This is a genomic window from Candidatus Methylopumilus planktonicus, from assembly GCF_006364715.1.
Taxonomy (GTDB): Bacteria; Pseudomonadota; Gammaproteobacteria; order Burkholderiales; family Methylophilaceae; genus Methylopumilus; species Methylopumilus planktonicus_A.
The window spans coordinates 552,496-575,483 of sequence record NZ_CP040984.1 but is presented as its reverse complement, the minus strand read 5'-3'; the positions used below and the strand labels follow the sequence as shown (position 1 = coordinate 575,483).

The following is a 22,988-nucleotide window of genomic DNA, read 5'->3' as shown; positions in this document are numbered from 1 at the left end:
TATCCTTTTTAAATGGGTACTGAGATTAAAATCTGCGTACCCTGATTCTTTTTAGAAATTAATTCAAACGAACCATTCAAAGATTGAATGCGCTCTTGCATGCCCAGAATGCCAAAATTTTTGGTTTGATCTATTTTTTTAAGTTCCATACCTTGACCATCATCACTGAAGTTTAATTCCAAAAATCCTTTTTTATTTAAAACCAAATTAATTTTAATCGTTTTAGCTTGTGAATGTTTTAAAGCATTATTCATAGCTTCCTGAATAATTCGATAAAAATTAATATTTAAAGTTTCATTAAGGTGATTCAGGTCGCCTTTAATAAACAAATGAATTTTTAAATGTTCATATTGTTTTTGCCATGTATTTACAGTGTCTTTTAGCGTTTCTGCTAAACCGAGGTTATCCAGCGCACCCGGCCTTAATTGCTTAATAATGCTATGCATCCCATCATATATCTGATTTGCAGCAGAAATAACAGAGTCAGCATTTTTTTCAATTTCAGGTGATATTTTTTTAGCCTTATTAGAAATGTTAGAAGCAAATATCTTAATGGCGGATACATACTGACCTAATTCATCGTGAAGCTCTCTTGCCAAACTTCTTCTTTCATCTTCAATATGACTTTGAATTAATTGAGTGAATTTTCTATTTTCTTCAAGTTTCAATTTTGACTCTTCTGCAATTTTCTTTTCACTAATATCTCTCATGCTGCATATGTCACCAATAATTTCGTTTGTAATCGGGTCTATAAGCGGTGAAAATGATATGGCGACATCCACTACTTCTCTATTTTTCTTAATTCTTTGCGTTTCTATATTGTGGATATTTTTTCCTGTATGAATTAATTGAAAGCTTTTTCTTAATTCATTTTCATGTGCTTTAGATGTAAGCACATAAGCAGATTTCCCTAATATTTCTTTTGGAGAATACCCAAATATTTTTTCAGCTGAAGCATTCCAAAAGGAAATTTTAGATTGAAGATCGTGAATAACAATAGCATCTGCAGTTTGTTGCGCAATCAATGCGAGTCTTTGATTCTCGCGAATCTTGGATTGAAGTGAATCACCCATGCGATTGAAGTTCTCTGCTATGACTGCAAATTCAGGTAAGTTAAAATTAGGAAGTCTCGCTTCGAAATCACCTTCACCCATTTTGGTAATTGCCTCAACCATAGGTTCAAGGGGTCGTAACCAGAAACCAAGCATCCAATACACCACGATATTTAATAATACAAAAAATACACAAGCGATCAAGAAGAAGTGGTTCATCTTGGCCCAAGATTCTTTTATGGCACCGGTGGGATTTGTTTTCACAATAAGCTTACCAAATCTTATTACTCTAGTATCTATAACTTCTTTAGGGGTTAGAGAACTTTCAAACCACTTGGGAGGTGGAGGATCGTTTATACGATACTTGGAAGGGGGAGAGGCGTAGAGAAGTTCACCTTGAAGCGTATATAAATTAATATTACTGCTTCTAACATGGCCTAGTTCTTCTAAAAATCTCTTTAAGACATCATGAGTATAGCCCCATTCTGGATTTTGAGAGGAACTTATGATAACTGTATCTAATAGCTGCATTGTCACGCGATTGGCTGACTCTACACCTTCTTGAATAGATTCTTTTGATCCCTTCATTATGGTGTAACCCATTGAAACAAAAAAGATCAGCAAGATGGCTGTAATTAAAAGATTTAATCTGACTCTTAAATTCATAATGTATTTTTAATAATCATTGTAATGGATGACTTTTACCACACATAAAGCCTAGCTCACAAGCGTTAAATAATGAAAATAATTGAAGTGTAATTTTTTCGCTTTACATAAAATAAATTACTACTAATAATAGATTTAATTTTTTAAGTTAAATTTAAAGTTAAACCTCATGAGTATTGAGTCAGTCTCAAGCGAACATAGAATATTTCATCCAGGTCAACCGTTTGTAGATCATGCCAATGTATCTGGCATGGCTGCTTACGAAAAACTGTGCACTTTTGCAAACGAAAATTATGAGAAATTTTGGGCTGATCTTGCTCGTGAGTTAATCATTTGGAAAAAACCCTTTACTAAAACACTCAATGATTCTAACGCCCCCTTTTATAAATGGTTTGAAGATGGTGAATTGAATGTTTCATATAATTGCCTTGATAAATATTTAATCACTCAACCTAATAAAATCGCAATTATTTTTGAAGCAGACAATGGAGATATCACCAATGTCTCTTATAAAGAGCTCTATCAAAAAGTATGTCAATTTTCAAATGGCCTTAAAACATTCAATTTGGATCTTGGTGATAGAGTTCTTATTTATCTTCCCATGGGTATTGAAGCAGTTGTTGCCATGCTTGCTTGTGCCAGAATTGGATTAACACACTCTGTCGTATTTGGTGGTTTCTCTGGGAAAAGCATTCAAGAGCGTATTAAAGATGCTCAAGCTAAACTTGTCATAACAGCAGACATTCAATTTCGAGGCGGCAAAACACTCCCCCTTAAATCTGCAGTAGATGAGGCATTTAATTTGGGTGGTTGTGAAACAGTAATTAGCACTATAGTACTAAAGAAATCAAAAGAAGTGATTGAGTTAAAAGCTAAAGAAATTTGGTGGCATGAGCTTATTAAAAACCAATCGACGGATTGTGATCCGGTATATGTTAATGCCGAACATCCTCTGTTTTTACTCTACACGTCAGGCTCAACCGGAACCCCCAAGGGCGTCCAGCACTCTTCAGCAGGTTATCTTCTTCATGCTATGAACACCATGAGGTGGACATTTGATATTAAAGGGGATGATATTTATTGGTGTACGGCGGACGTAGGATGGATTACAGGACATACCTATGTGGTTTATGGTCCTCTTGCTATGGGGTCTACACAACTTATTTATGAAGGCATTCCAACTTTTCCGCATGCAGGTCGCTTTTGGCAGATGATAGAAAAGCATCATATTAGTATTTTTTATACAGCACCTACAGCAATCAGATCCCTTATCAAGGCATCTGAATTAAATAAAGAGTCTAATCCTGATACTTACGATTTATCAAGTCTTCGTCTTTTGGGCTCAGTAGGCGAGCCTATCAATCCTGAAGCATGGATGTGGTATTACGAAAAAATTGGCCATCATCGCTGCCCTATTGTAGATACATTTTGGCAAACAGAAACAGGCGGTCATGTCATTACACCATTGCCTGGTGCAACGCCATTAGTTCCAGGCTCTTGCACACTTCCCTTCCCTGGTATTGATGCTGCAATTGTTGATGAAGCAGGGCATGAAGTACCGTGGGGTACAGGCGGTTTATTGGTTATCAAGAAACCCTGGCCTTCAATGATTCGAACCATCTGGGGTGACCCTGAACGTTATAAGAAGAGTTATTACCCTCAAGAACTAGGCGGAAAAGTTTACCTAGCAGGTGATGGAGCTATCAGAGACAAAACGACTGGGTATTTTACTATTATGGGTCGTATCGACGATGTATTAAGCGTTTCGGGTCATAGACTTGGCACCATGGAAATTGAATCTTCACTAGTTTCAAATCCTCTAGTGGCCGAAGCTGCAGTAGTCGGGAAGCCCCATGAAATTAAAGGTGAATCTATCGTAGCTTACGTGGTACTCAAAGGCAAAAGACCTGAAGGTGAAGAAGCAAAAGCAATTGTTAATCAACTCAGAGATTGGGTTGGAAAAGAAATAGGGCCTATTGCTAAGCCTGACGATATTCGATTTGGAGATAACTTGCCAAAAACACGCTCAGGTAAAATTATGCGTAGACTTCTGCGCTCTCTTGCTAGAGGGGAAGAAATTACATCTGATATCTCAACCCTAGATAACCCATCCATTCTTGAACAACTAAAACAATCAATTCAATAATTTAAAGTAAAATAGCGTAAGTGGTTTAAGTTTAAGAAAGACCAATGAAACAAAAATTAATTCCTTACGTAAAAAAAATAGGTATTGCACTCGTCATTACCTACGTTTTTTTTATCGTTATCTCTAGCCTTACATTTCAATTTTATATTAAGCCTAATTTAAGTAACTACAAATCAAGGATTGAAATTCTTGCTTCGGAGGCCATGGGCCAAACGATCAGAATAAATTCACTTAAAGGTCGATGGGATTTTATTAATCCAGAGCTTGCCTTAAACGAAGTTGTATTTTATGACAGCCAAAATAATATAACACTTGCACTTACAGAAATTAGTGCGGACTTTTCATGGTTAAGTCCATTTTATTTAGCTCCAACACTTTCGGAAATAAAATTGAAGGCGCCTAAACTTCTTGTGAGGCGAGACACAACTAATAAAATTTTTATTGGTGGTATACCCATTGATGGCCCTTCAAATAATAAATTAACAAACTGGCTTCTCAATCAAAAAAAAGTATCTATTGAAAAAGGGGAGGTAGATTGGCGTGATGAGTATAGGCAAGCGCCAGCACTCTTACTAAAAGATTTAAATCTTAGTTATAAAACACACTTTATTATCGATCTCATTGGCAAACACAAATTTAATCTCAATTTTAGAATCAGTAATAGTGACAATCAATTTATTGATCTTAGCGGAAATATTTATGCAAAAAAGATTGAGGATATTAGCTCCTGGGATTCTGAAGTTAAAATCAAAGCTGGTAATATTAATTTAGCAGCCTATACACCCTGGGTGAACTACCCAATCAAAATTAATGCTGGTACTGGTGATCTAAATTTAACTGCAAGTATTAACAACGCGGCGATTGACAAAATTAAAGCATCCATCAAGCTCACAAATTTTAAAACTGAATTGAATCAAGTTAACAAAAATGAGCTTAATTTAAGGAATTTTTCAGGCAATATTATTTGGTATTCTGGTAAAAAAGATTATCAAGTTAAATTTGAAAATCTTTATCTTCTTACTAATAATGGAATTAATATTGAAAATGCAGATTCGGCCATTACTATTTCGGCTGAAACTAATAAACCAACTGCCTTCTCTCTTCAAATAAATAGGATTGAGCTCGATGCAGCGAATGAAATATTGCAAACCATTCCTTACTTTGATGATGTTAAAAGTAAAGTTGATGCAATAAATCCATCTGGTTCACTTTCTAACGTTGATCTTAAGTGGGTTGATGATAAAAATATTGCATTAAGCCTTAAAGCCCAATTTGATAAGTTAAGCTTTAAAGCCTTTGATGATTTACCAGGTTTTGAAAATCTTACAGGCTCGATTCATCTGAGAGATAAAGATAGCTCATTAAAATTAAAATCAACTGATGTTTCTCTTTTTTACAATAAATTATTTAGAGAGGAACTCAAATTTAATGATTTGCATGGCGACCTGAAATGGACAAAAAACTATTTAATATTTAAAAATATTAGCTTTAATAATGCATTTATTAACGGTTCAATTAATGGCAGTATTATACATTCACTGAAAAAAGGAGCTTATTTAGATATCCAAGCTTCCATTCCTTTTATAGATTTGAAGCATGCAAAAACTTATTACCCAAAAACGATCGGTACAGAAGGTCTCCACTGGCTAGACACTTCACTCCTTGAGGGTAGCCTTGAAAGTACTTTAATTTCAATTAAAGGCTCGTCAGACGATTTTCCATTCGTCGATGCACAGAACCGTCCCGATCCTAATGAGGGCTCCTTTGTTGTTACAACTATTGGTAAAAATACCTTGATCGAATATGGCACAGGCTGGCCTATGATTGAGAAATTTGATTTTAATGCCTCAATCAATGCTGGTACTTTCGAGTTGTTAAGTAAAAAAGGTCAATTCCTAGGTAATACCATTAAAGAACTCAAAACAACTATTCCTGCAATAGCTATCGAGCATCCCATACTAAATCTTCAAAGCACACTTAATAGCCCAACACGTGAAGCTATTAAATTTATTAATAACAGCCCCATAAAAGAATCTGTTCAGCATTTATTTGATGAAGCAACTGGGTCTGGGGAAGGCAAACTCAGATTAAATATTGATATCCCTATAGATAATCTTGATGCAATTACTTTTAAGGGTAATTACCAATTTTTAGATAGCAATCTAGCTAACCCTGCAGTGGGAATTCCAAAAATAGAAAAAATTAAGGGCCTAGTCACTTTTGACGAAAAAAATGTCAAAACTGAAAATCTGACTGGTACCATGTTTGGCGGCAATACTAATATTTCACTCGTTGCAGACTCAAGCAAGGCTATTAAAGTTAAATTAAATGGAAAATTTACTGACAAAGGTATTGCAGAAAAATTAGGTACAAGTTTTTCAAAATTAAATGGCTCTGCAAATTGGGAAGGCCTCCTGGAATATAAAAAACCCTTACTCAATATACAATTGTCCTCTGATTTAAAAGGGATTGAAATGAGCTACCCCGCTCCATTCAATAAAGCGCGCGATAAGGAAGAAAAGTTTTACTTTACTAAAAAACAAAATAATACAAAAACAGATCAAATTGAATTTACATATAGCAATATTGTGAGTTCAAAAATAACTCGTATCGAAAAAAATAATATTATGTCAATTGACAAGGGTTATATATCAATTAACTCAGACATTAATACAAATATGCAAAAAGGACTTTATCTCAAGGCTAATTTACCCTATGTAAACCTAGATGACTTTATAAGTGTTTATAGCGAAGAAGGAAGTAGCAGTGGTTTTAAGATAGATAAAGCAGATATAACACTCAAACATGCTGACCTCTTTGATAGACGATTTAATAATATTAAAATAGAAATAGCGCCAGTTAACGCCAGTACAAAATTTAAAATAAGCTCAAACGAAACATCAGGTAATCTTTTATGGACTGAAAAAGATAACAAGCTAACTGCGAGACTAAATGGACTTAAGCTTCCAAATGAAATTAAAAAATTATCCTCAACAGAAAGTTCAAGCAGCCAAAAAGTACCTAATTTAGATATCAAAATTGACTCCCTTGAAGTTGATGGTAAGAAAGTCGGAAAGCTTGAGCTTGTTTCTATGACTTCAAAACAAAATATTAATATTCAAAAATTTAAAATTATTAATGACAAAAATATTTTTCAAGCAGAGGGGGATTGGATAGGCTGGAATAAAAACCCTATTTCTAATATTAATTTTAGCTGGAAGATCAGCAATCTAGGTGAAACACTTAATTTCCTAGGCTTTCCTAACTTTGTAAAGGATGGTGAAGCAGATGTATCTGGTCAATTGAGATGGCCAGGCAATCCTTTTTCTTTTGATAAAACTAAAGTAGATGGGTCCTTCAACCTTGATGTACGTAAAGGTATAGTTCAAAAAGTTGAGCCTGGCATAGGAAGGCTCTTTGGACTCTTAACCCTGCAAAGCTTACCGAGAAGGCTCAGCTTAGACTTTAGAGATTTATTTGGGAGTGGCTTTGTCCTTGATACCATGAATGTAGCTGTTAGAGTCAATAATGGCATTATGAAAACAAGTAACTTTAGAATGGATGGTCCAGCTGCTGAAGTGTTTATGTCTGGTGAAATAAATATCATCAAGGAGACGCAGGACTTAAATCTTAAAGTAACGCCTCATATTAGTGATAGCTTGTCAATTGCAGCACTTGCAGGCGGCCCGCTTGTAGGTGCGGTAGCATTTATCGCACAAAAAATACTCAAAGATCCGCTTAATAAAGTACTAACCTCTGAATATAGAATTATTGGTACGTGGGAAAAACCAGAAGAGGTGAATAATTCAGCGACTGATAAAATTAAAACAACAATTGATAACACTAAGAACTTATTTAATGATAAAAAATAATAATGGCCATTAAATCTAAAATAAAAACAACTAAAGCAAGATTAGTAAATAAAGATATCGTAAAGATTGCAGGCATTCAAATGGCTTCTGGGCCAGATATCAATTCAAATCTTAATGAAGCTGAAAATTTAATTACAATTGCTGCCAATCAAGGCGCTAAAATTATTGCCCTACCTGAATATTTCTCTATCATGACTTCTAAGGATTCAGAGAAATTAAAAGCGAGAGAGAAACCTGATCAAGGAATTGTTCAGTCATTCTTATCAAAGCAAGCCAAGAAACATAAAGTATGGATTATTGGCGGGTCAATACCTTTAGTCTCAAAAGATAAAAATAAAATCAGAAATAGCTGTTTAATTTATGATGACAAAGGAAACCTAGTTCATCGCTACGACAAAATTCATCTTTTCGGATTTGATATGGGAGAGGAATATTATCGCGAAGATAAATTAATTGAAGCAGGTTCTGAAATTGTAGTTGTCGATTCGCCATTTGGTAGAATTGGTATTGCTATTTGTTACGACCTACGATTTCCAGAGTTATTCAGAGCTATGAAAGACATTGATCTTCTTGTAATTCCGTCAGCTTTTACAGAAACAACTGGTAAAGCGCACTGGGAAATTCTAATTCGAGCAAGAGCAATTGAGAATCAATGTTATGTGTTAGCACCTGCTCAAGGAGGCTACCACTTATCAGGAAGAGAAACACATGGTAATTCAATCATTGTAGATCCGTGGGGCACAATATTAGACAAACTCGCACGCGGCTCGGGTGTAATCACTGGGTATTTAAACAAAGACTATATTAAGTCTATCCGCAAATCCTTGCCCGCACTTAAACATCGAACTATAAAATAATATTTTCTATGGAACATAAAATTGAATATGCAAAAGATTTACTTCTCGCCCAATCTGGTATTGAAATTCATGATCTAAGTAAAATACTCAATGGCATGATGTCTCATGGTGTCGATTATGCAGATCTTTATTTTCAATACACTAAAAATGAGTACTGGGGACTTGAAGAAGGTCAAGTTAAATCGGGAAGCTTCTCAATCGATCAGGGTGTAGGTGTCAGAGCTGTTAACAAAGACAAATCTGCGTTTGCTTATTCTGATGATATATCTATTGAAGCCCTTTTATCTTCTTCAAATATTGCTAAAGCCATTGCCTCAAAAAACTTAAATCAAAATCATAAACTAGATCAACCAAAAATAACTTCTAATTTATATAATACTCAAGATCCCCTCTCGGCTGTGCCTGCAGAAACAAAAATTAAGATTCTTGAAAAAATAGAAAATTTTGCTAAAAAAATGGATGAGCGAATCACCAAAGTCACAGCATCAATTGCTGGAGAATATGAAGTGATATTTGTTATTAATAATGAACAAAAAATTGCTGCTGATATTAGACCTTTAGTAAGATTATCTATCAATGTTATTGCAGAATCGAATGGAAAAAGAGAGCAAGGCTCATCAGGTGGTGGTGGACGTTTTGGATTTGAATATTTCTCAGACGACATATTAAAACAATATGCACAGGAGGCAGTCCATCAAGCCATAACTAACTTAGATGCCAAGCCAGCCCCGGCTGGGAGCATGACAGTTGTCTTAGGCCCCGGATGGCCTGGCATTCTTCTTCACGAAGCTATTGGTCATGGCCTAGAAGGTGACTTCAATCGAAAAGGTAGCTCAGCATTTAGCAATAAAATTGGCACACAAGTGGCTGCAAAAGATATTACTGTTGTTGATGACGGCACTATCAAAGATCGAAGAGGCTCACTTAATATTGACGATGAGGGTAATGAAACACAAAGAACAGTACTTATTGAAAATGGCATTCTAAAAGGCTACATTCAAGATACATTAAATGCGAGACTCATGAATATGCCCATTACTGGAAATGCACGAAGAGAGTCATATGCACATCTGCCTATGCCGAGAATGACAAACACTTATATGCTTAATGGCACAAAAACTCCCGAAGAAATTATCAAGTCAGTAAAAAAAGGGATTTATGCGGTTAATTTTGGCGGCGGCCAAGTAGATATCACAAGTGGTAAGTTTGTATTTTCTGCAGCTGAAGCCTGGATGATTGAAGACGGAAAACTACTCTATCCAGTCAAGGGTGCAACTTTGATAGGGAACGGTCCTGAAGTATTAAAGAAAGTCAGTATGATTGGTAATGATATGTCTTTGGATTCAGGTGTAGGGACCTGCGGTAAAGAAGGTCAGAGTGTTCCGGTAGGTGTAGGCCAACCCACTATGAAAATTGACGGTTTGGTTGTAGGGGGAACTGCTTAAAATTATAAAACGCGATTTTTGTATTCTAAGGTACGCGTATCAATTTCAATCTTGTCACCGGTATTACAGAATAAAGGCACCATTACTTCAAAGCCCGTATTAATTTTAGCCGGCTTCATAACCTTACCTGAAGTGTCCCCTTTTACAGCAGGCTCAGTATAAGTAATTTCACGCGTAACAGAATTTGGAAGCTCTACAGAAATAGCTTTTCCATTATAAAATTTAACCTCACAAGGCATGCCGTCTTCTAAGAAATTTAAGGCTTCTGACATATTTTCAGGATCAATTTCATATTGATTGTATTCACCATCCATGAATACATAAGCAGGATCTGAAAAATAAGAATAAGTGACATCCTTTTTATCTAAAACAATCACTTCAAATTTATCACTGGCGTTATAAACGTTTTCGCTCGGCGCTTCAGTCAAAAGATTTTTCATTTTCATCTTAACCACAGCTGAATTTCGACCTGACTTATTATATTCAGCTTTTAAAATGACCATGGGGTCAGTGCCAACCATAATGACGTTACCAGCGCGAAGGTCTTGAGCGATTTTCATAATATTGATCCTTGGGAATGCTTACCAAATAAAAGGGAGAAATTATACTCGAAAATTATGTTTCAGAACAATAATCAACCAAACTCTCAACAAATGAAGGCTCTTTGAAGAAGTAATGACTGCGCTTCAACGCTAAAGACTCTAGAGAAGCATGATATTTGAAAAAATCACGCCATAAAGCTTCGTTAAATTTATTATTCGACCAATCGTCATGCGTTTTAATTAAAATCTCTGACAGCTTTTGTTCACAATCCTCACAATAGCGCTTCAAAAAAGCTTTAAGTTTAATTAAATGGAGATTGTTTTCCTGGATATATGGCTGCCAAATAAAAGGTTTACCGGCCCAAAGTGCTCTTATCCAACTATCTTCACCGCGCACAAAATTAAGGTTACATGACCAAAGTAGATCATCAAAATCATCATGGCTTAAGAATGGGTAGGAAATAATATGAAGATGCTGATAATTCTTTTTTATCTTTAAGATGTCTAACAAATATTGAGGTATGAAAAACTGAATAGGCTTCTTCATAGTATCTATAACATCTAAAAAAGCTTCAATTTTCTGTATTGGGTAATAAAAAAGGGATATTGAATAGAGGTCAGGATTGCCACCGAATGACTTAATAACTTTATCACGTCTAGTTTGGACAAAAGCCTCTCTACGTCCTATTAAATCTCTCTCTCGGATAAGGCCGCCTGTTTGTCTTGTAAAGCCAGGGTAGAAGAAAGTTTTAATAAGTCCAGATTCAGGATCTATAGAAGGTTTTAAATGAAAATTATCTACCCATGGCTCAGCTGACAAATATTCAATCGCAATATATTTAGACTTGTTAGTTTTCATAAGCGCTTTATATAAAGCAGGCAAATCAATATTAAAAAGATTAAATACAAAAGCTGGGGGTGACGGAAGTGATTTTGAATTGTCACTAAAATCACAATAATAAATGTTAATACCATCGATCATTTGTTTTTTTAGGGAAATATCGAGTGAAGGTATGAGTCTTTGGGTGGTCACAAGGTCATCGACAAGAAGATGTACCTCAATATTAAAATCAACTTTAAGTTGTTTTGCTATGCGCCATGCAACACCAATATCCCCAAAAAAATCAATCACCTTACATATTAAATGACAAACTATAGGGCTTTTGTTACTCATGATATGACACACCAATAATTCTAAAATTTACTAAACCACCCGGGGTTTCGACTTTTACTTCATCGTCTAAGTTTTTTCCCAAAAGCGCCTTAGCAATAGGTGATACCCAACTAATAAAGCCTTTTTCTGTATCAATCTCATCTTGTCCTACAATGCGAAAATGATACTCTGAATCATCTGATTCATTAAGAAGAGTGATCCATGCACCGAAAAAAATCTTGTCCTGCTGTTCTTGTGTGGATGGATCAATTACCACAGCCTCATCAATACGCCCAAATAAGAATTTGGCTCTTGCATCTATCTGACGTAAGCGTTTTTTTCCATATATATAATCTCCATTCTCACTGCGATCCCCATTGCTTGCAGCCCAGGAAACATCTGCTACTACTTTAGGGCGATCGACTTTAACTAAAAAATCAAGTTCGTCTTTTAGACACTGGTACCCATGTTTAGTAATGTAATTTTTGCGTTCAGCCATATTTTTTAATAATAATTAACGGGGATAAGTTTACAATAGAAGCATGCATTCTGAGCAAAAGCCTATATATCTCTGTCGTAATTCAAAAGAAGCTTTTAAATTAAGCCAACACTTTAACTCAAAAGAAAAAGTGATGGCTTTAAATGATTTTATTAATAATCTTTTTAAAAAACATCCAAACATCAATATGCCATACCGAGTTCTTAATGGTATCGAAGAAAAGTTATTATGGGAAAGCAGCATTAAACAATACAAAAAATCTTCATTTGATTTATCTAATATTGAAAGCTTAAGTGAGACTGCAAGCCAGGCTAATCGTCTCATAGATCAATTTCTTATTGGCGAAAATACCTTGAAAAGTGAAGAGCGCAGCGAAGAGCATACATTTTTTAACGCCTGGCGTTTAATCTTTAAAAAATATTGCAGTGATAAAAAAATCATCACTTTTAATAGTCTTATAAAAATTGCTATTGAACATATCACGAATAAGGATATATCTATTGACTACCCTATTCATTTTGTAAATTTTGGATTTAGAACACCTATTGAGGAATCATTTATTGGTGCGTGTAAAACTCAAATTGATGTGACCTTTTTTGAAGAGCCCAAAATAGAGCCTTATATAGAGTCGCGTATTTTTCTTAATGAAGAGCATGAATGTGTGCAAGTTGTTGAATGGTGCAAAAAGCAAATAGAACTAAATAAAAAAATACTTATTGTTACGCCCCAGCTTGATCAAATCATAGATCGCCTTACAAGCTTACTTGACAAAACATTTCATCCTAAATCGTTTACCCCAAGCCTATCTCAAGAAAAAAGAATTTATCAGTTTTCTTTAAATACACCTCTATTTCATTTATCCATCATTTATTTAAATATAAAACTAATCGAGCTGAGCGCGCGAGGATTTTTCAATATAAAAGAACTTAAAAATATCTTGAGTCATAACGGTTGGTCAGATAACCAAGAGCTATGTCTTCGCTATAGACTTATTAACCAATTAGAGAGAAAACGTAGGGGCAATGTCTCAGTTCACGAACTTATTGAAATCCTGGAGTCGACAGAAGGATTAAATGATTTAATTCCTTCTCTAAAGAAGCATTTAGATCAAATACAAGCCTCACATCATCAATGGAAAAAGAAAAGAACCCCTTCTGCATGGATTAAGACCTTTGATGAGTATTTAAAGAGTATTCAATCTAGCCTTTTAAGTCCAAAAGACCTTTATGAAGAAGGTATTTATGAGGCGTGGAATAAAATTACCGAAACTTTAACTTCGCTAGACAACCTCCTTGATGAAATATCTATTCAGGATATGTTAGACATACTTCAGTATTACCTCAAAAAAACTACCCATCATCATCAACACGAGGGTAATTTTAAAATTGATATTTTAGGCTTTCATGAAACGACTTATGAAATTTATGATGCTACGTGGATTATGAATTTGAATGAACATAATTGGCCTGCACCTCACCAATATAATCCATTTATCCCTATCAAAATTCAGCATGATGGCCATATCAATACTCATGAAAAACGTCATTTACATGCCACAAATATTTTAGACAAATTTACCCATACATCAGCCTTGGTAACACTCTCTTACGCTAAAAAAATGGGTGAAGAAGAGATCTTTCCGTCACCTATTCTATACACTTTCATATCTTCGAAACCACATGAAGATATGAATTTTAATTACAAAAAAAATACATTTAATCAGGATGTTATAGAATATATTGAAGATAATACTTCAATTAAAATTGACGTTGAACAGACGGTGAAATCAGGGATTAAACTACTTGAAGCGCAGTCCATCTGCCCTGCCTGGGCATTCTATGAATTTAGGCTTGGCGCCAAACAATTAGAAGATGATGATGAAGAAAATTTAACTACCAGGCTTCGCGGAAATCTCTTTCACAAAACCTTGGAACAATTTTGGATGGAATATAAATCATCATTTCTAGTGAGCGCTTTAAGCAAAAATGAACTCTTAAATAAAATAAAAGATATTGCACATAAGAATATTTCAACTGAAAAGAAAAAGTACCCCAGAATCTTGTCTGAGTTTTTTAATATCGAAGAAATGCGCTTAATACATTACCTTGAAAATTGGATTCAATATGAGTTAAAACGAGGTGACTTTGAAGTTAAAGAGACAGAAAAAAATATACCCGTCCATTTAGGCTATCTTAAATTTAATATCAAGATTGACCGTATTGATGAAGTTAATCAGAACACGATTGTTATTGATTACAAATCTGGGGCAACAAAAACTTTAAATGAATGGTTTCTCAATGCTTATGGAGAGCTTCAAATGCCATTCTATGCCCTCTACGCTTCAGATAAACCTATTGATGCCATTACTATTGGCATTATTAATACACCAAAGCCTCAATGGATTGGCATCGGTCGAGATATCGGGCTTCTTAAAGGTATAAAGGATGCTTCCTGCTCTAGCCAATACCAATCTTGGGATGAGCTACTCGGCTTTTGGAAGTATCGTATTAGTGATGCAGTTAAAAGCTACGAAATGGGTGATGCAACTGTTAGATTTGCACGTGAAAAAGATATGGCTTACTGTCATGTTAAATCTATCCTAAGGCTTCCTGAGCGAACTTTACAATTCGAGGAAGCAAGCAATGAATGACGCCGAATTAAGAGAGAAAGCGCTTCTTTTAAGCTCATTTATTGTAGAGGCGCCGGCAGGTTCTGGAAAAACAAGCTTACTTACTGATCGATATTTAAAATTGCTTACAGTTGTTGATGCCCCCGAAGAAATTGTAGCGATAACTTTCACAAAGAAAGCAGCTTCAGAAATGAAAGCTAAGATCATCGAGCGAATTAAAGAAAGTCAAAGTCCTTTTGCTCAAACAATTCTAAAGCGCTCGAAAGAAAAAGGCTGGGATATTGAACATAATCTTTCACGACTTAAAGTTATGACTATTGATAAGTTCTGTCTTAATGTGGTCAGTCAAATTCCTGTATTAAGCAAAATGGGGCAAAAGCCTAATATTACCGATACACCTGAAAAACTCTATGAAGAGTCAGTTAAGCAAACTTTACAGGCTAAAGATAGCATCGAAGATATTAAAGTTGTCTTTACTCATTATGACAATGAATATGAAAAGATTAATCGCCGTTTAGTGGCGATGATGTCAATTCGAGATCAGTGGAAATACCGATGTCATAAGCTTGCCCAAAAAGCAACCAAGCAAATTATCGATGAAGGCAATGCTTATCTTGAACATTTGATAAAGCCCATCTATCAAAAAATTAATACTGTACTAAATCAAGATCAGCTAAATGATCTTATAGAAATTCTTCACTACTTAAAAAGTATAAATCTTAGGGAAGATATAAAGCTAGAAAATAAAAGAAGTTTTAATTTTGATACAGAAGAAATCTCTTTATGGCAAACGATCACAAAAATCTTATTTACAGATAAAAATACCAGGCGAGAAAACATTACAGTCCGAGAGGGATTTAAGAATGATGATGAGGGAGAAGTCTACAAAAATAAATGTCGCAATCTACCAAATATCGACTTTTTATTAGCCATCAAGACAATTCCGGAACCTATTAATGAAACATATGCCTTAAAACTAAAATCTATTTCAAATGTTCTGCTGCAGTGCGAAAAGAAACTCCGGCAGCTATTTAGGCAGCGAAATACTGTCGATTTTATTGAGATCATAGAGATCGCGAATGAGGCACTTGGTAAAAATGATGCGGCAAGCGATCTTTTATTATCTTTGGATTACAAAATATCCCACTTACTTATAGATGAATTTCAAGATACAAGCAGAAGTCATTTTAATTTCTTAAAGAAAATTGTGGATGGCTGGACACCAGAAGCACAAAAAACCGTTTTCTGTGTAGGCGACCCTATGCAATCTATATATAAATTTAGGGAAGCTGATGTCAGTATTTTTATTGAGGCTAAAAAAAATGGTTTTAACACAATTCCCTTAGAAACCATACGACTTAAAGATAATTACCGGTCTTCTTCTCTTATTGTGAATGAGATAAATCAGATATTTGAAAATATACTACCAAAAGAAGATTCAATTCAAGAAGGAGCTGTATCCTACAAACCTTTTGTATCTGCAAAGAAAGAGCATGACTTTAATATAAGTGAGTTCAAATTTCATGCATTAACATTCACTGAAAATATTGATATTGATACCGAAGAGGCAAAGTATGTATGTAATCTTATTGATACATTTCCTGAAAATGAAAAAATTGCCATTCTCACAAGATCAAGAAGTCATCTCTCTGAATTAATTAATTACATTAGAAAATTCAAACCTAATCTAAGGTTTAATGCAGTAGAAATTGACGCTCTAGATAAGCATCAATCTATTCAGGATATTCTTTCCTTAAGCTACGCCATGCTTGACTTAAGTGACCGGATTCACTGGCTTGCAATTCTTCGAGCGCCATGGTGCGGAGTTGTACTTAATGACCTAGCCCTACTATTTCAAAATGATCACAACTCAACAGTATGGGAAATTATTCAAGATGAAAATAAAATGAATGAAATTTCCTCTGATGGAAGAAAAAGAATTCAACGACTCATCGATATCCTAAAAAACGCATTTGATAATCAAAGTAAAACACATATTAGAAGGCTTATAGAATCAGTTTGGATGAATTTAGGTGGTGAATTATGTCTTCATAACCCTAACGATATTGTAGACATTAATAAATTTTTTGACATACTACAAACATCAAGCTCGCCTATAGCAATCGATTTTGAACTAGTCGAACATCAAATTACAAAAACGTATTTATCTGACATTCCTTCAGCTGAAGAGAGTATTCAATTTTTTACAATCCATAAAGCTAAAGGTCTCGAGTTTGATGTAGTCATTATTCCATCATTGAATTCAACAACACGAGCATCAGACAAAAAAATGATTATGTCTGATACATTTAGTGAGAATAACTATATATACGACGTTACAGCATTTAGTGAGCCTGATAATAAATCACCTCATTTGCATGATTTAATTTATGGTATAGAAAAAAATAGAGAAGAAAATGAATTAAAAAGGCTTCTTTATGTTGCAATGACAAGAGCAAAAGTAAAGCTTCATCTTGTAGGGTCGGTTATACATAAGGATGAAATAAAGCCTGCTTCAAATACGTTCTTATCTCTACTTTGGGGTATTTACGGCAATAGTTTTTATGAGGAAAAACCCATTGAAAATATTGAGATAGGCACTTTGAAAAGCAAAATCGAGGAATTTGTTCCAAAACTCATGCGATTGAAGTTAAATTAATAGCAATCCTGATGAGTCAGATAAGACAAAATCATTCTTCTACTTTTTATAGCTATTAAGATAAGAATATTTTCACCAAGAAATCTTTTATAAATTTTACACGCTCTAGGATATCGGAAAGAGTCACGGAAATTTTAATCTTATCTGGGCCATTCATTCGGCAACGCTTATCTTCGCTTAGAAGTTTAATAAGCTTCAGCGGGTCAATTTTGCTATCACTAGCAAATGTAATTTGAATTGAAACATCACTAGCATCTATTTTTTTAATATCAAGATGTTGAATAAAAATTCTTAAGTCGTGAAAAGAAATTAGGGATTGTGTTTGCTCTGGCATCACACCAAAACGATCTATCAGCTCTTCTTTCATTTCCATTAATTGCTCATCCTGACTAAGTCCTGACAAGCGCTTATAGAGAACAAGCCTTTCATTGATATCACCACAATAAGTATTAGTAATAATGGCTGGTGTATGAAGATTAATTTCTGTATTTTTTTGAAGCGGAGTATCGAGACTTAATTTTTTGCCAATTTTAAGCTGCTTAACAGCATAATTAAGCATTTCTAAATATAAATTGAATCCAATTTCATGCATTTGTCCGCTTTGATTGTCACCTAGCAACTCACCTGCTCCTCGAATCTCCAAATCGTGAATAGCAAGATAATAACCTGCACCTAAATCCTCAAGAAGCTGAATAGCTTCCAATCGTTTTTGAGCATGGTTGCTGATCTTCCGATCTGGATCAACAAGTAAATATGCATAGGCTTGATGGTGAGATCTACCCACCCGACCTCTTAACTGATGAAGTTGCGCTAGTCCAAACATGTCTGCACGATTCATAATGATTGTATTGGCTGATGGAATATCAATGCCTGTTTCAATAATTGTTGTACACAGTAAAATATTCGCCTTTTGTTGATAAAAATCATGCATGACTCTTTCAAGCTCTCGCTCTCTCATCTGTCCATGTGCGATTTCAATTACCCCTTCAGGTATTAACTTTTCTAATTTTTCTTTCATCGAAGTGATAGTGTCAACATCGTTATGTAAGAAATATACCTGACCACCTCGATTAAATTCTCTAAGAACTGCTTCACGAATGATGCCTTCTGAATAGTTATTCACAAATGTTTTAATCGATAAACGTTTTTGTGGTGGAGTAGAAATAATAGAAAACTCTCGTAAACCTTCCATAGCCATAGATAGTGTTCGAGGAATCGGAGTCGCTGTAAGTGTTAATACATCCACTTCAGCTCGCATAGATTTAAGTAATTCTTTTTGGCGCACACCAAAACGGTGCTCCTCATCAATAATAATCAGCCCTAAATTTTTAAATTTAATGTCATTTTGAATGAGTCTATGTGTGCCAATGATAATATCAATTTCACCATTAGATAATCTTACAAGCGACTCAGCTTGTTCTTTTTTAGATTTAAACCGAGAAATTTCTGCAATCTTGATAGGAGAATCTGAAAAACGATCCATAAAATTATTGTAATGCTGTTCAGCAAGAAGTGTTGTCGGTACTAATATAGCAACTTGCTTTCCATCATTAGCTGCTATAAATGCTGCTCTTAATGCAACTTCTGTCTTGCCAAATCCTACATCGCCGCATATAAGACGATCCATAGGCTTTTGAGATTCCATATCAGTAATTACAGCATTAATTGCAGTTAATTGGTCATCGGTCTCCTCAAATGGAAATCCATCAGTGAATCTTTCATAATCTTGTAAATTAATTTTGAAGGCGTAGCCTTTTTTAATGGAGCGCTGCGAATAAATGTTTAAGAGGTCTGCAGCAGTATCATGAATTTGTCTTAAAGCTTTTTTCTTTGCCTTATCCCATTGGTCTGAACCGAGCCTGTGTAAGGGTGCAGTTTCAGCTGGTCCTCCCGAGTATCGAGAAATAAGTTCTAGATTGGATACTGGTACATAAAGTTTATCTTCACCAAAATATTGTAAAAGTAAGAATTCACTCTCTCCTTCACCAAAATCTAAATTAAATAATCCTTTAAATCGACCTACGCCATATTGTTCATGAACAATAGGGTCACCTTCTTTTAATTCTGATAAGTCACGGACCATGGCATCCGTTGAGAAATTCTTATCACGATGACGTCTTCTTGATTGGCGCACAGTATTTACATAAAGCTCAGATTCTGTAATAACAACATGCTGGGATGAAATATAGCCTTGATGAAGTGGGCTAACAGTCAAAACTACTTGGTCACTAATACCTGCTGCTGAAGACCAGTCATCTGTTGCTTTAAACTTGATGCCAGCCAACTTTAGAAGTTCAGAAACTGTTTCTCGGCGACCCAAGCTATCCGTTAATATAAAAACTCTTTTAGGATTGTCTGTAATAAAATTATCAAGCTTTGATAGAGGCAGAATATTTTTCCGATCAATAGATATGTCAGGAATTTTTTCATATACTTCTTTGCGTTTTAAATCGAACTTCTTATATGAATTGATGGATTTAAAAAATTGATCTGGCTTAATTAAAAGATTCTGAGGTTCTAAAATTGGTCTCTCAGCATCATAAGCAAACAATCGAAAACGTTTTTCAGTTTCATGCCAAAAATGACTACAAGCCAGGTCAAGATTACCGTGCTTATAAATAATCGTATTGTCTGAGAAATAACTAAAAATATCACTCATCTCTTCAAAAAATAACGGCATGTACCATTCAATGCCTCCAATGGGAATACCTTTGCTGATGTCTTTGTAAATTGAGGAGCGAGAGGGGTCACCTTCAAAATGCTCTCGATAATTTTGTCGAAATATACTAATGGACTTTTCATCCATTGGACATTCACGGGCCGGGAGTAGTTTAATTTCATTGACAGGATAAAGTGTTCTTTGCGAGTCAACATCAAATGTTCGAATTGAATCAATCTCGTCATCAAAGAAATCCAGGCGGTATGGCACAATACTGCCCATAGGAAACAAATCAATGAGACTTCCTCTCACTGAAAATTCTCCTGGAGCCATGACGCGAACCACGTTCATATATCCATTTAATGTTAATTGGTTTTTAAAAGCTTCAATATCAACTTTTTGCCCTTTACTAAAATGAAAGCTAAATTGTTGTATATAACTTTTAGGGGGTAATAAGTGAAGTGCTGTGGTCACGGGAATAATAACTAGATCAAAACTTTTCTGAGTCACTTGGTAAAGAGTTAGGAGTCGTTCTGAGATTAGATCTGGATGGGGTGAAAAGTGATCGTAAGGAAGAGTCTCCCAATCGGGCAACAAATTAATTTTTAAATCCGGGCTAAACCAAAGCATCTCTTCCATAAGACGCCTTGCTTCGAATGCAGTCTCCGTAAAAATTGCTAAAGACTTTTTACTTTTAACAATTTCATCATGAATATATTTGACGAGAGAATAGCTATCAGAGCCATCAATTTCAGCTGTCGATAGTGATTCTTTACTTTGATAATTTGCTTCTAATGGCATATATTGCATGTATAAATAATTAGCAATATTATAAGCTTTAAAGCTAATATTCATTGAGAGGGAATATCATGAATGATAAAGAATTAGTCGCACGCCAAGCCTTACAGTATGTTAGCGAAAATATGATTGTTGGCTTAGGCACAGGATCAACCGCTAACTACTTTATTGATGCTTTAGCTAAACGAAATAAAGAAGAAAACCTAAAGATAATGACAGTATCGAGCTCTGTTGTTAGCATGATTAAAGCTAAAGAAGCTGGCTTGCCAATTATAGCCATGGAGCAAATCAAAGAAATTGATCTTTATATTGATGGGGCAGATGAAATTGCACCTGACCTTACATTGCTTAAAGGGCGTGGCTATGATCTCGTTCGAGAAAAGCTACTAGCTCGATCTGCTAGAAAATTTATTGTCATTGCGGATGAGTCTAAATTGGTTAAAAAGATTGGGGATAACTTTCCCATACCTTCTGAAGTTCAACCCTTTGCATGGGAGCTTGTTAAAAATATTTTAATGAAGAAAGGTACAGGCGACATTAGAATTAATGCAGCAAAAGATGGGTATGCGATAACCTCCTGTGGTAATTTCGTTCTCGATTTTAATTATCCTGAAAAAAGTACTGAAGAATTAAATGCACTTCTATCCCAAACACCCGGCATTGTAGAGCATGGTATTTTTTATAATATAGCGCATGGTGCCTTAATTAGTAGTAATGGAAAAGTTCGTGAGATATGGAAAAACTAAATCTTTTCAATGCCACCCATATAAGAAACTAATGCTTTAGGTATTGTAATACTGCCATCTTCATTCTGATAGTTCTCAATAATAGCAACTAATGTTCTCCCAACAGCAAGTCCTGAACCGTTCAATGTGTGAACAAATAAATTTTTTCCATCCTCACTCTTAAACCTTGCTTTTAATCGTCTTGCTTGGAAAGCTTCACAATTTGAAACAGATGAAATTTCACGGTACGTATTCTGTGACGGAAGCCAAACTTCCAAGTCGAAGGTTTTTGCAGAACCAAAACCCATATCGCCTGAGCATAAAGATAATAATCGATATGGAAGCTCTAGTGAAGTAAGTATAAATTCAGCATGTGAAACCATTTCATCTAATGCATCATAACTTTTGTCTGGATGAACAATCTGAACCATCTCAACTTTATCAAATTGATGCTGCCGAATCATACCGCGCGTATCTTTTCCGTAAGATCCAGCCTCTGACCTAAAACAAGGAGTATGTGCAGTCAATTTAATAGGAAGATCAGACAGTTTTAGGACCTCATCTCGCACAAAATTTGTAAGCGTTACCTCAGAAGTTGGTATTAAATATAATTTACTTTCATTATGTGAAAGGCTAAAAAGATCAGCTTCAAATTTAGGTAGTTGTCCTGTGCCTATTAATGAATCGCTATTAACCAAATAAGGCGTATAGCATTCCTTATACCCATGTTTATCTGTTTGAGTATCAAGCATATATTGGGTAATAGCCCGATGTAATTTTGCAAGCTTACCTTCAATCACTACAAAACGCGCACCAGAGAGCTTTGCACCTAAATCAAAATTAAGTCCATGTTGAGCACCTACATCCACATGATCTTTAATCTTAAAAGTAAATTTTCTAGGCTCGCCGACTGTCTTTAAAACTTTATTGTCGGATTCTGACTTACCTATCGGAGTAGATTCATGAGGAATATTAGGGATATCAAGCATGAACTGATTAATCTTTTCTTGTAACTCAGCTAATTCAGATTCGCCCGCTTTTAAATCATCTGAAATTGCATTCACACTCTTCATAAGCAAATCAGTATTCTCATTTTTAGACTTAGAAATACCAATTTCTTTTGATATAGAATTTCGTTTTTCTTGAAGATCTTGTGTCTTCACTTGAAGTTCTTTTCGCACATTTTCTAATGATTGAAAAGTAGCTACATCAAGATCAAAGCCTCTACTTAAAAGTTTATCTTTAGCAATCCCAATATCATTTCTTAGTATTTGAATATCAATCAT

13 protein-coding genes are annotated in these 22,988 nt (G+C 34.9%); 7 read left to right on the top strand and 6 right to left on the bottom strand.

All coding sequences use genetic code 11. From position 1 onward, the window contains the following. Positions 1 to 8: 8 nt before the first annotated feature. Positions 9 to 1,718 (bottom strand): PAS domain S-box protein, encoded by a 1,710-nt coding sequence (locus FIT63_RS03130; RefSeq protein WP_140006519.1) that lies wholly within the window; start codon positions 1,716 to 1,718, stop codon positions 9 to 11. Positions 1,719 to 1,887: 169 nt separating this feature from the next. On the opposite strand from FIT63_RS03130, the gene acs reads away from it, so the two are divergent. Genes acs through tldD form a run of 4 tightly spaced genes read left to right on the top strand, consistent with a single transcriptional unit; the run spans position 1,888 to position 10,038 of the window. Continuing rightward, positions 1,888 to 3,864 (top strand): acetate--CoA ligase, encoded by a 1,977-nt coding sequence (gene acs / locus FIT63_RS03125; RefSeq protein WP_140006518.1) that lies wholly within the window; start codon positions 1,888 to 1,890, stop codon positions 3,862 to 3,864. Between the two features lie 44 nt (positions 3,865 to 3,908). Beyond that, the gene (locus FIT63_RS03120) at positions 3,909 to 7,736 is read left to right on the top strand and encodes a YhdP family protein (protein WP_140006517.1); all 3,828 of its coding nucleotides are present in this window, start codon (positions 3,909 to 3,911) and stop codon (positions 7,734 to 7,736) included. Between the two features lie 2 nt (positions 7,737 to 7,738). Beyond that, complete coding sequence (locus tag FIT63_RS03115; protein WP_046487886.1) at positions 7,739 to 8,593, top strand: carbon-nitrogen hydrolase family protein; 855 nt, start codon at positions 7,739 to 7,741, stop codon at positions 8,591 to 8,593. A gap of 8 nt (positions 8,594 to 8,601) precedes the next feature. Beyond that, positions 8,602 to 10,038 (top strand): metalloprotease TldD, encoded by a 1,437-nt coding sequence (gene tldD / locus FIT63_RS03110; protein ID WP_140006516.1) that lies wholly within the window; start codon positions 8,602 to 8,604, stop codon positions 10,036 to 10,038. 2 nt (positions 10,039 to 10,040) lie between these two features. On the opposite strand, the gene efp is transcribed toward tldD, so the two are convergent. Genes efp through greB form a run of 3 tightly spaced genes read right to left on the bottom strand, consistent with a single transcriptional unit; the run spans position 10,041 to position 12,232 of the window. Beyond that, entirely contained in the window at positions 10,041 to 10,598 is a 558-nt protein-coding gene (gene efp, locus FIT63_RS03105) for an elongation factor P (protein ID WP_046487883.1), read from the bottom strand. A 55-nt stretch (positions 10,599 to 10,653) separates the two neighbouring features. Then, positions 10,654 to 11,754 (bottom strand): elongation factor P maturation arginine rhamnosyltransferase EarP, encoded by a 1,101-nt coding sequence (gene earP, locus FIT63_RS03100; protein ID WP_140006515.1) that lies wholly within the window; start codon positions 11,752 to 11,754, stop codon positions 10,654 to 10,656. Further along, positions 11,747 to 12,232 (bottom strand): transcription elongation factor GreB, encoded by a 486-nt coding sequence (gene greB, locus FIT63_RS03095; RefSeq protein ID WP_140006514.1) that lies wholly within the window; start codon positions 12,230 to 12,232, stop codon positions 11,747 to 11,749. Before greB ends, earP begins: the two co-directional genes overlap by 8 nt. 43 nt (positions 12,233 to 12,275) lie before the next feature. Between greB and FIT63_RS03090 the strand changes: the two genes are divergently transcribed. Continuing rightward, entirely contained in the window at positions 12,276 to 14,882 is a 2,607-nt protein-coding gene (locus tag FIT63_RS03090) for a PD-(D/E)XK nuclease family protein (RefSeq protein WP_140006513.1), read from the top strand. Beyond that, positions 14,875 to 17,520, top strand: coding sequence for a UvrD-helicase domain-containing protein (locus FIT63_RS03085; RefSeq protein WP_140006512.1), 2,646 nt, complete (start codon positions 14,875 to 14,877; stop codon positions 17,518 to 17,520). The genes FIT63_RS03090 and FIT63_RS03085 overlap by 8 nt, the downstream gene beginning before the upstream one ends. Positions 17,521 to 17,575: 55 nt before the next feature. Here FIT63_RS03085 and mfd read toward each other — a convergent pair whose 3' ends face one another. Beyond that, positions 17,576 to 20,980: a transcription-repair coupling factor gene (gene mfd / locus FIT63_RS03080; protein WP_420886445.1), complete on the bottom strand. Its 3,405-nt coding sequence runs from the start codon at positions 20,978 to 20,980 to the stop codon at positions 17,576 to 17,578. Between the two features lie 68 nt (positions 20,981 to 21,048). Between mfd and rpiA the strand changes: the two genes are divergently transcribed. After that, on the top strand, positions 21,049 to 21,723 hold the full coding sequence (rpiA, locus tag FIT63_RS03075; RefSeq protein ID WP_140006511.1) for a ribose 5-phosphate isomerase A: 675 nt from the start codon (positions 21,049 to 21,051) through the stop codon (positions 21,721 to 21,723). Here the strand turns inward: rpiA and serS are convergent. After that, the gene (serS, locus tag FIT63_RS03070) at positions 21,720 to 22,988 is read right to left on the bottom strand and encodes a serine--tRNA ligase (protein ID WP_140006510.1); all 1,269 of its coding nucleotides are present in this window, start codon (positions 22,986 to 22,988) and stop codon (positions 21,720 to 21,722) included. The genes rpiA and serS overlap by 4 nt on opposite strands.

Excerpts from the sequence above, each read along its gene's own strand:
- FIT63_RS03130 (WP_140006519.1), bottom strand. The coding sequence starts at position 1,718 with ATGAATTTAAGAGTCAGATTAAATCTTTTAATTACAGCCATCTTGCTG.
- acs (WP_140006518.1), top strand. The coding sequence starts at position 1,888 with ATGAGTATTGAGTCAGTCTCAAGCGAACATAGAATATTTCATCCAGGT.
- FIT63_RS03120 (WP_140006517.1), top strand. The coding sequence starts at position 3,909 with ATGAAACAAAAATTAATTCCTTACGTAAAAAAAATAGGTATTGCACTC.
- FIT63_RS03115 (WP_046487886.1), top strand. The coding sequence starts at position 7,739 with ATGGCCATTAAATCTAAAATAAAAACAACTAAAGCAAGATTAGTAAAT.
- tldD (WP_140006516.1), top strand. The coding sequence starts at position 8,602 with ATGGAACATAAAATTGAATATGCAAAAGATTTACTTCTCGCCCAATCT.
- efp (WP_046487883.1), bottom strand. The coding sequence starts at position 10,598 with ATGAAAATCGCTCAAGACCTTCGCGCTGGTAACGTCATTATGGTTGGC.
- earP (WP_140006515.1), bottom strand. The coding sequence starts at position 11,754 with ATGAGTAACAAAAGCCCTATAGTTTGTCATTTAATATGTAAGGTGATT.
- greB (WP_140006514.1), bottom strand. The coding sequence starts at position 12,232 with ATGGCTGAACGCAAAAATTACATTACTAAACATGGGTACCAGTGTCTA.
- FIT63_RS03090 (WP_140006513.1), top strand. The coding sequence starts at position 12,276 with ATGCATTCTGAGCAAAAGCCTATATATCTCTGTCGTAATTCAAAAGAA.
- FIT63_RS03085 (WP_140006512.1), top strand. The coding sequence starts at position 14,875 with ATGAATGACGCCGAATTAAGAGAGAAAGCGCTTCTTTTAAGCTCATTT.
- mfd (WP_420886445.1), bottom strand. The coding sequence starts at position 20,980 with ATGCCATTAGAAGCAAATTATCAAAGTAAAGAATCACTATCGACAGCT.
- rpiA (WP_140006511.1), top strand. The coding sequence starts at position 21,049 with ATGAATGATAAAGAATTAGTCGCACGCCAAGCCTTACAGTATGTTAGC.
- serS (WP_140006510.1), bottom strand. The coding sequence starts at position 22,988 with ATGATTGATATTCAAATACTAAGAAATGATATTGGGATTGCTAAAGAT.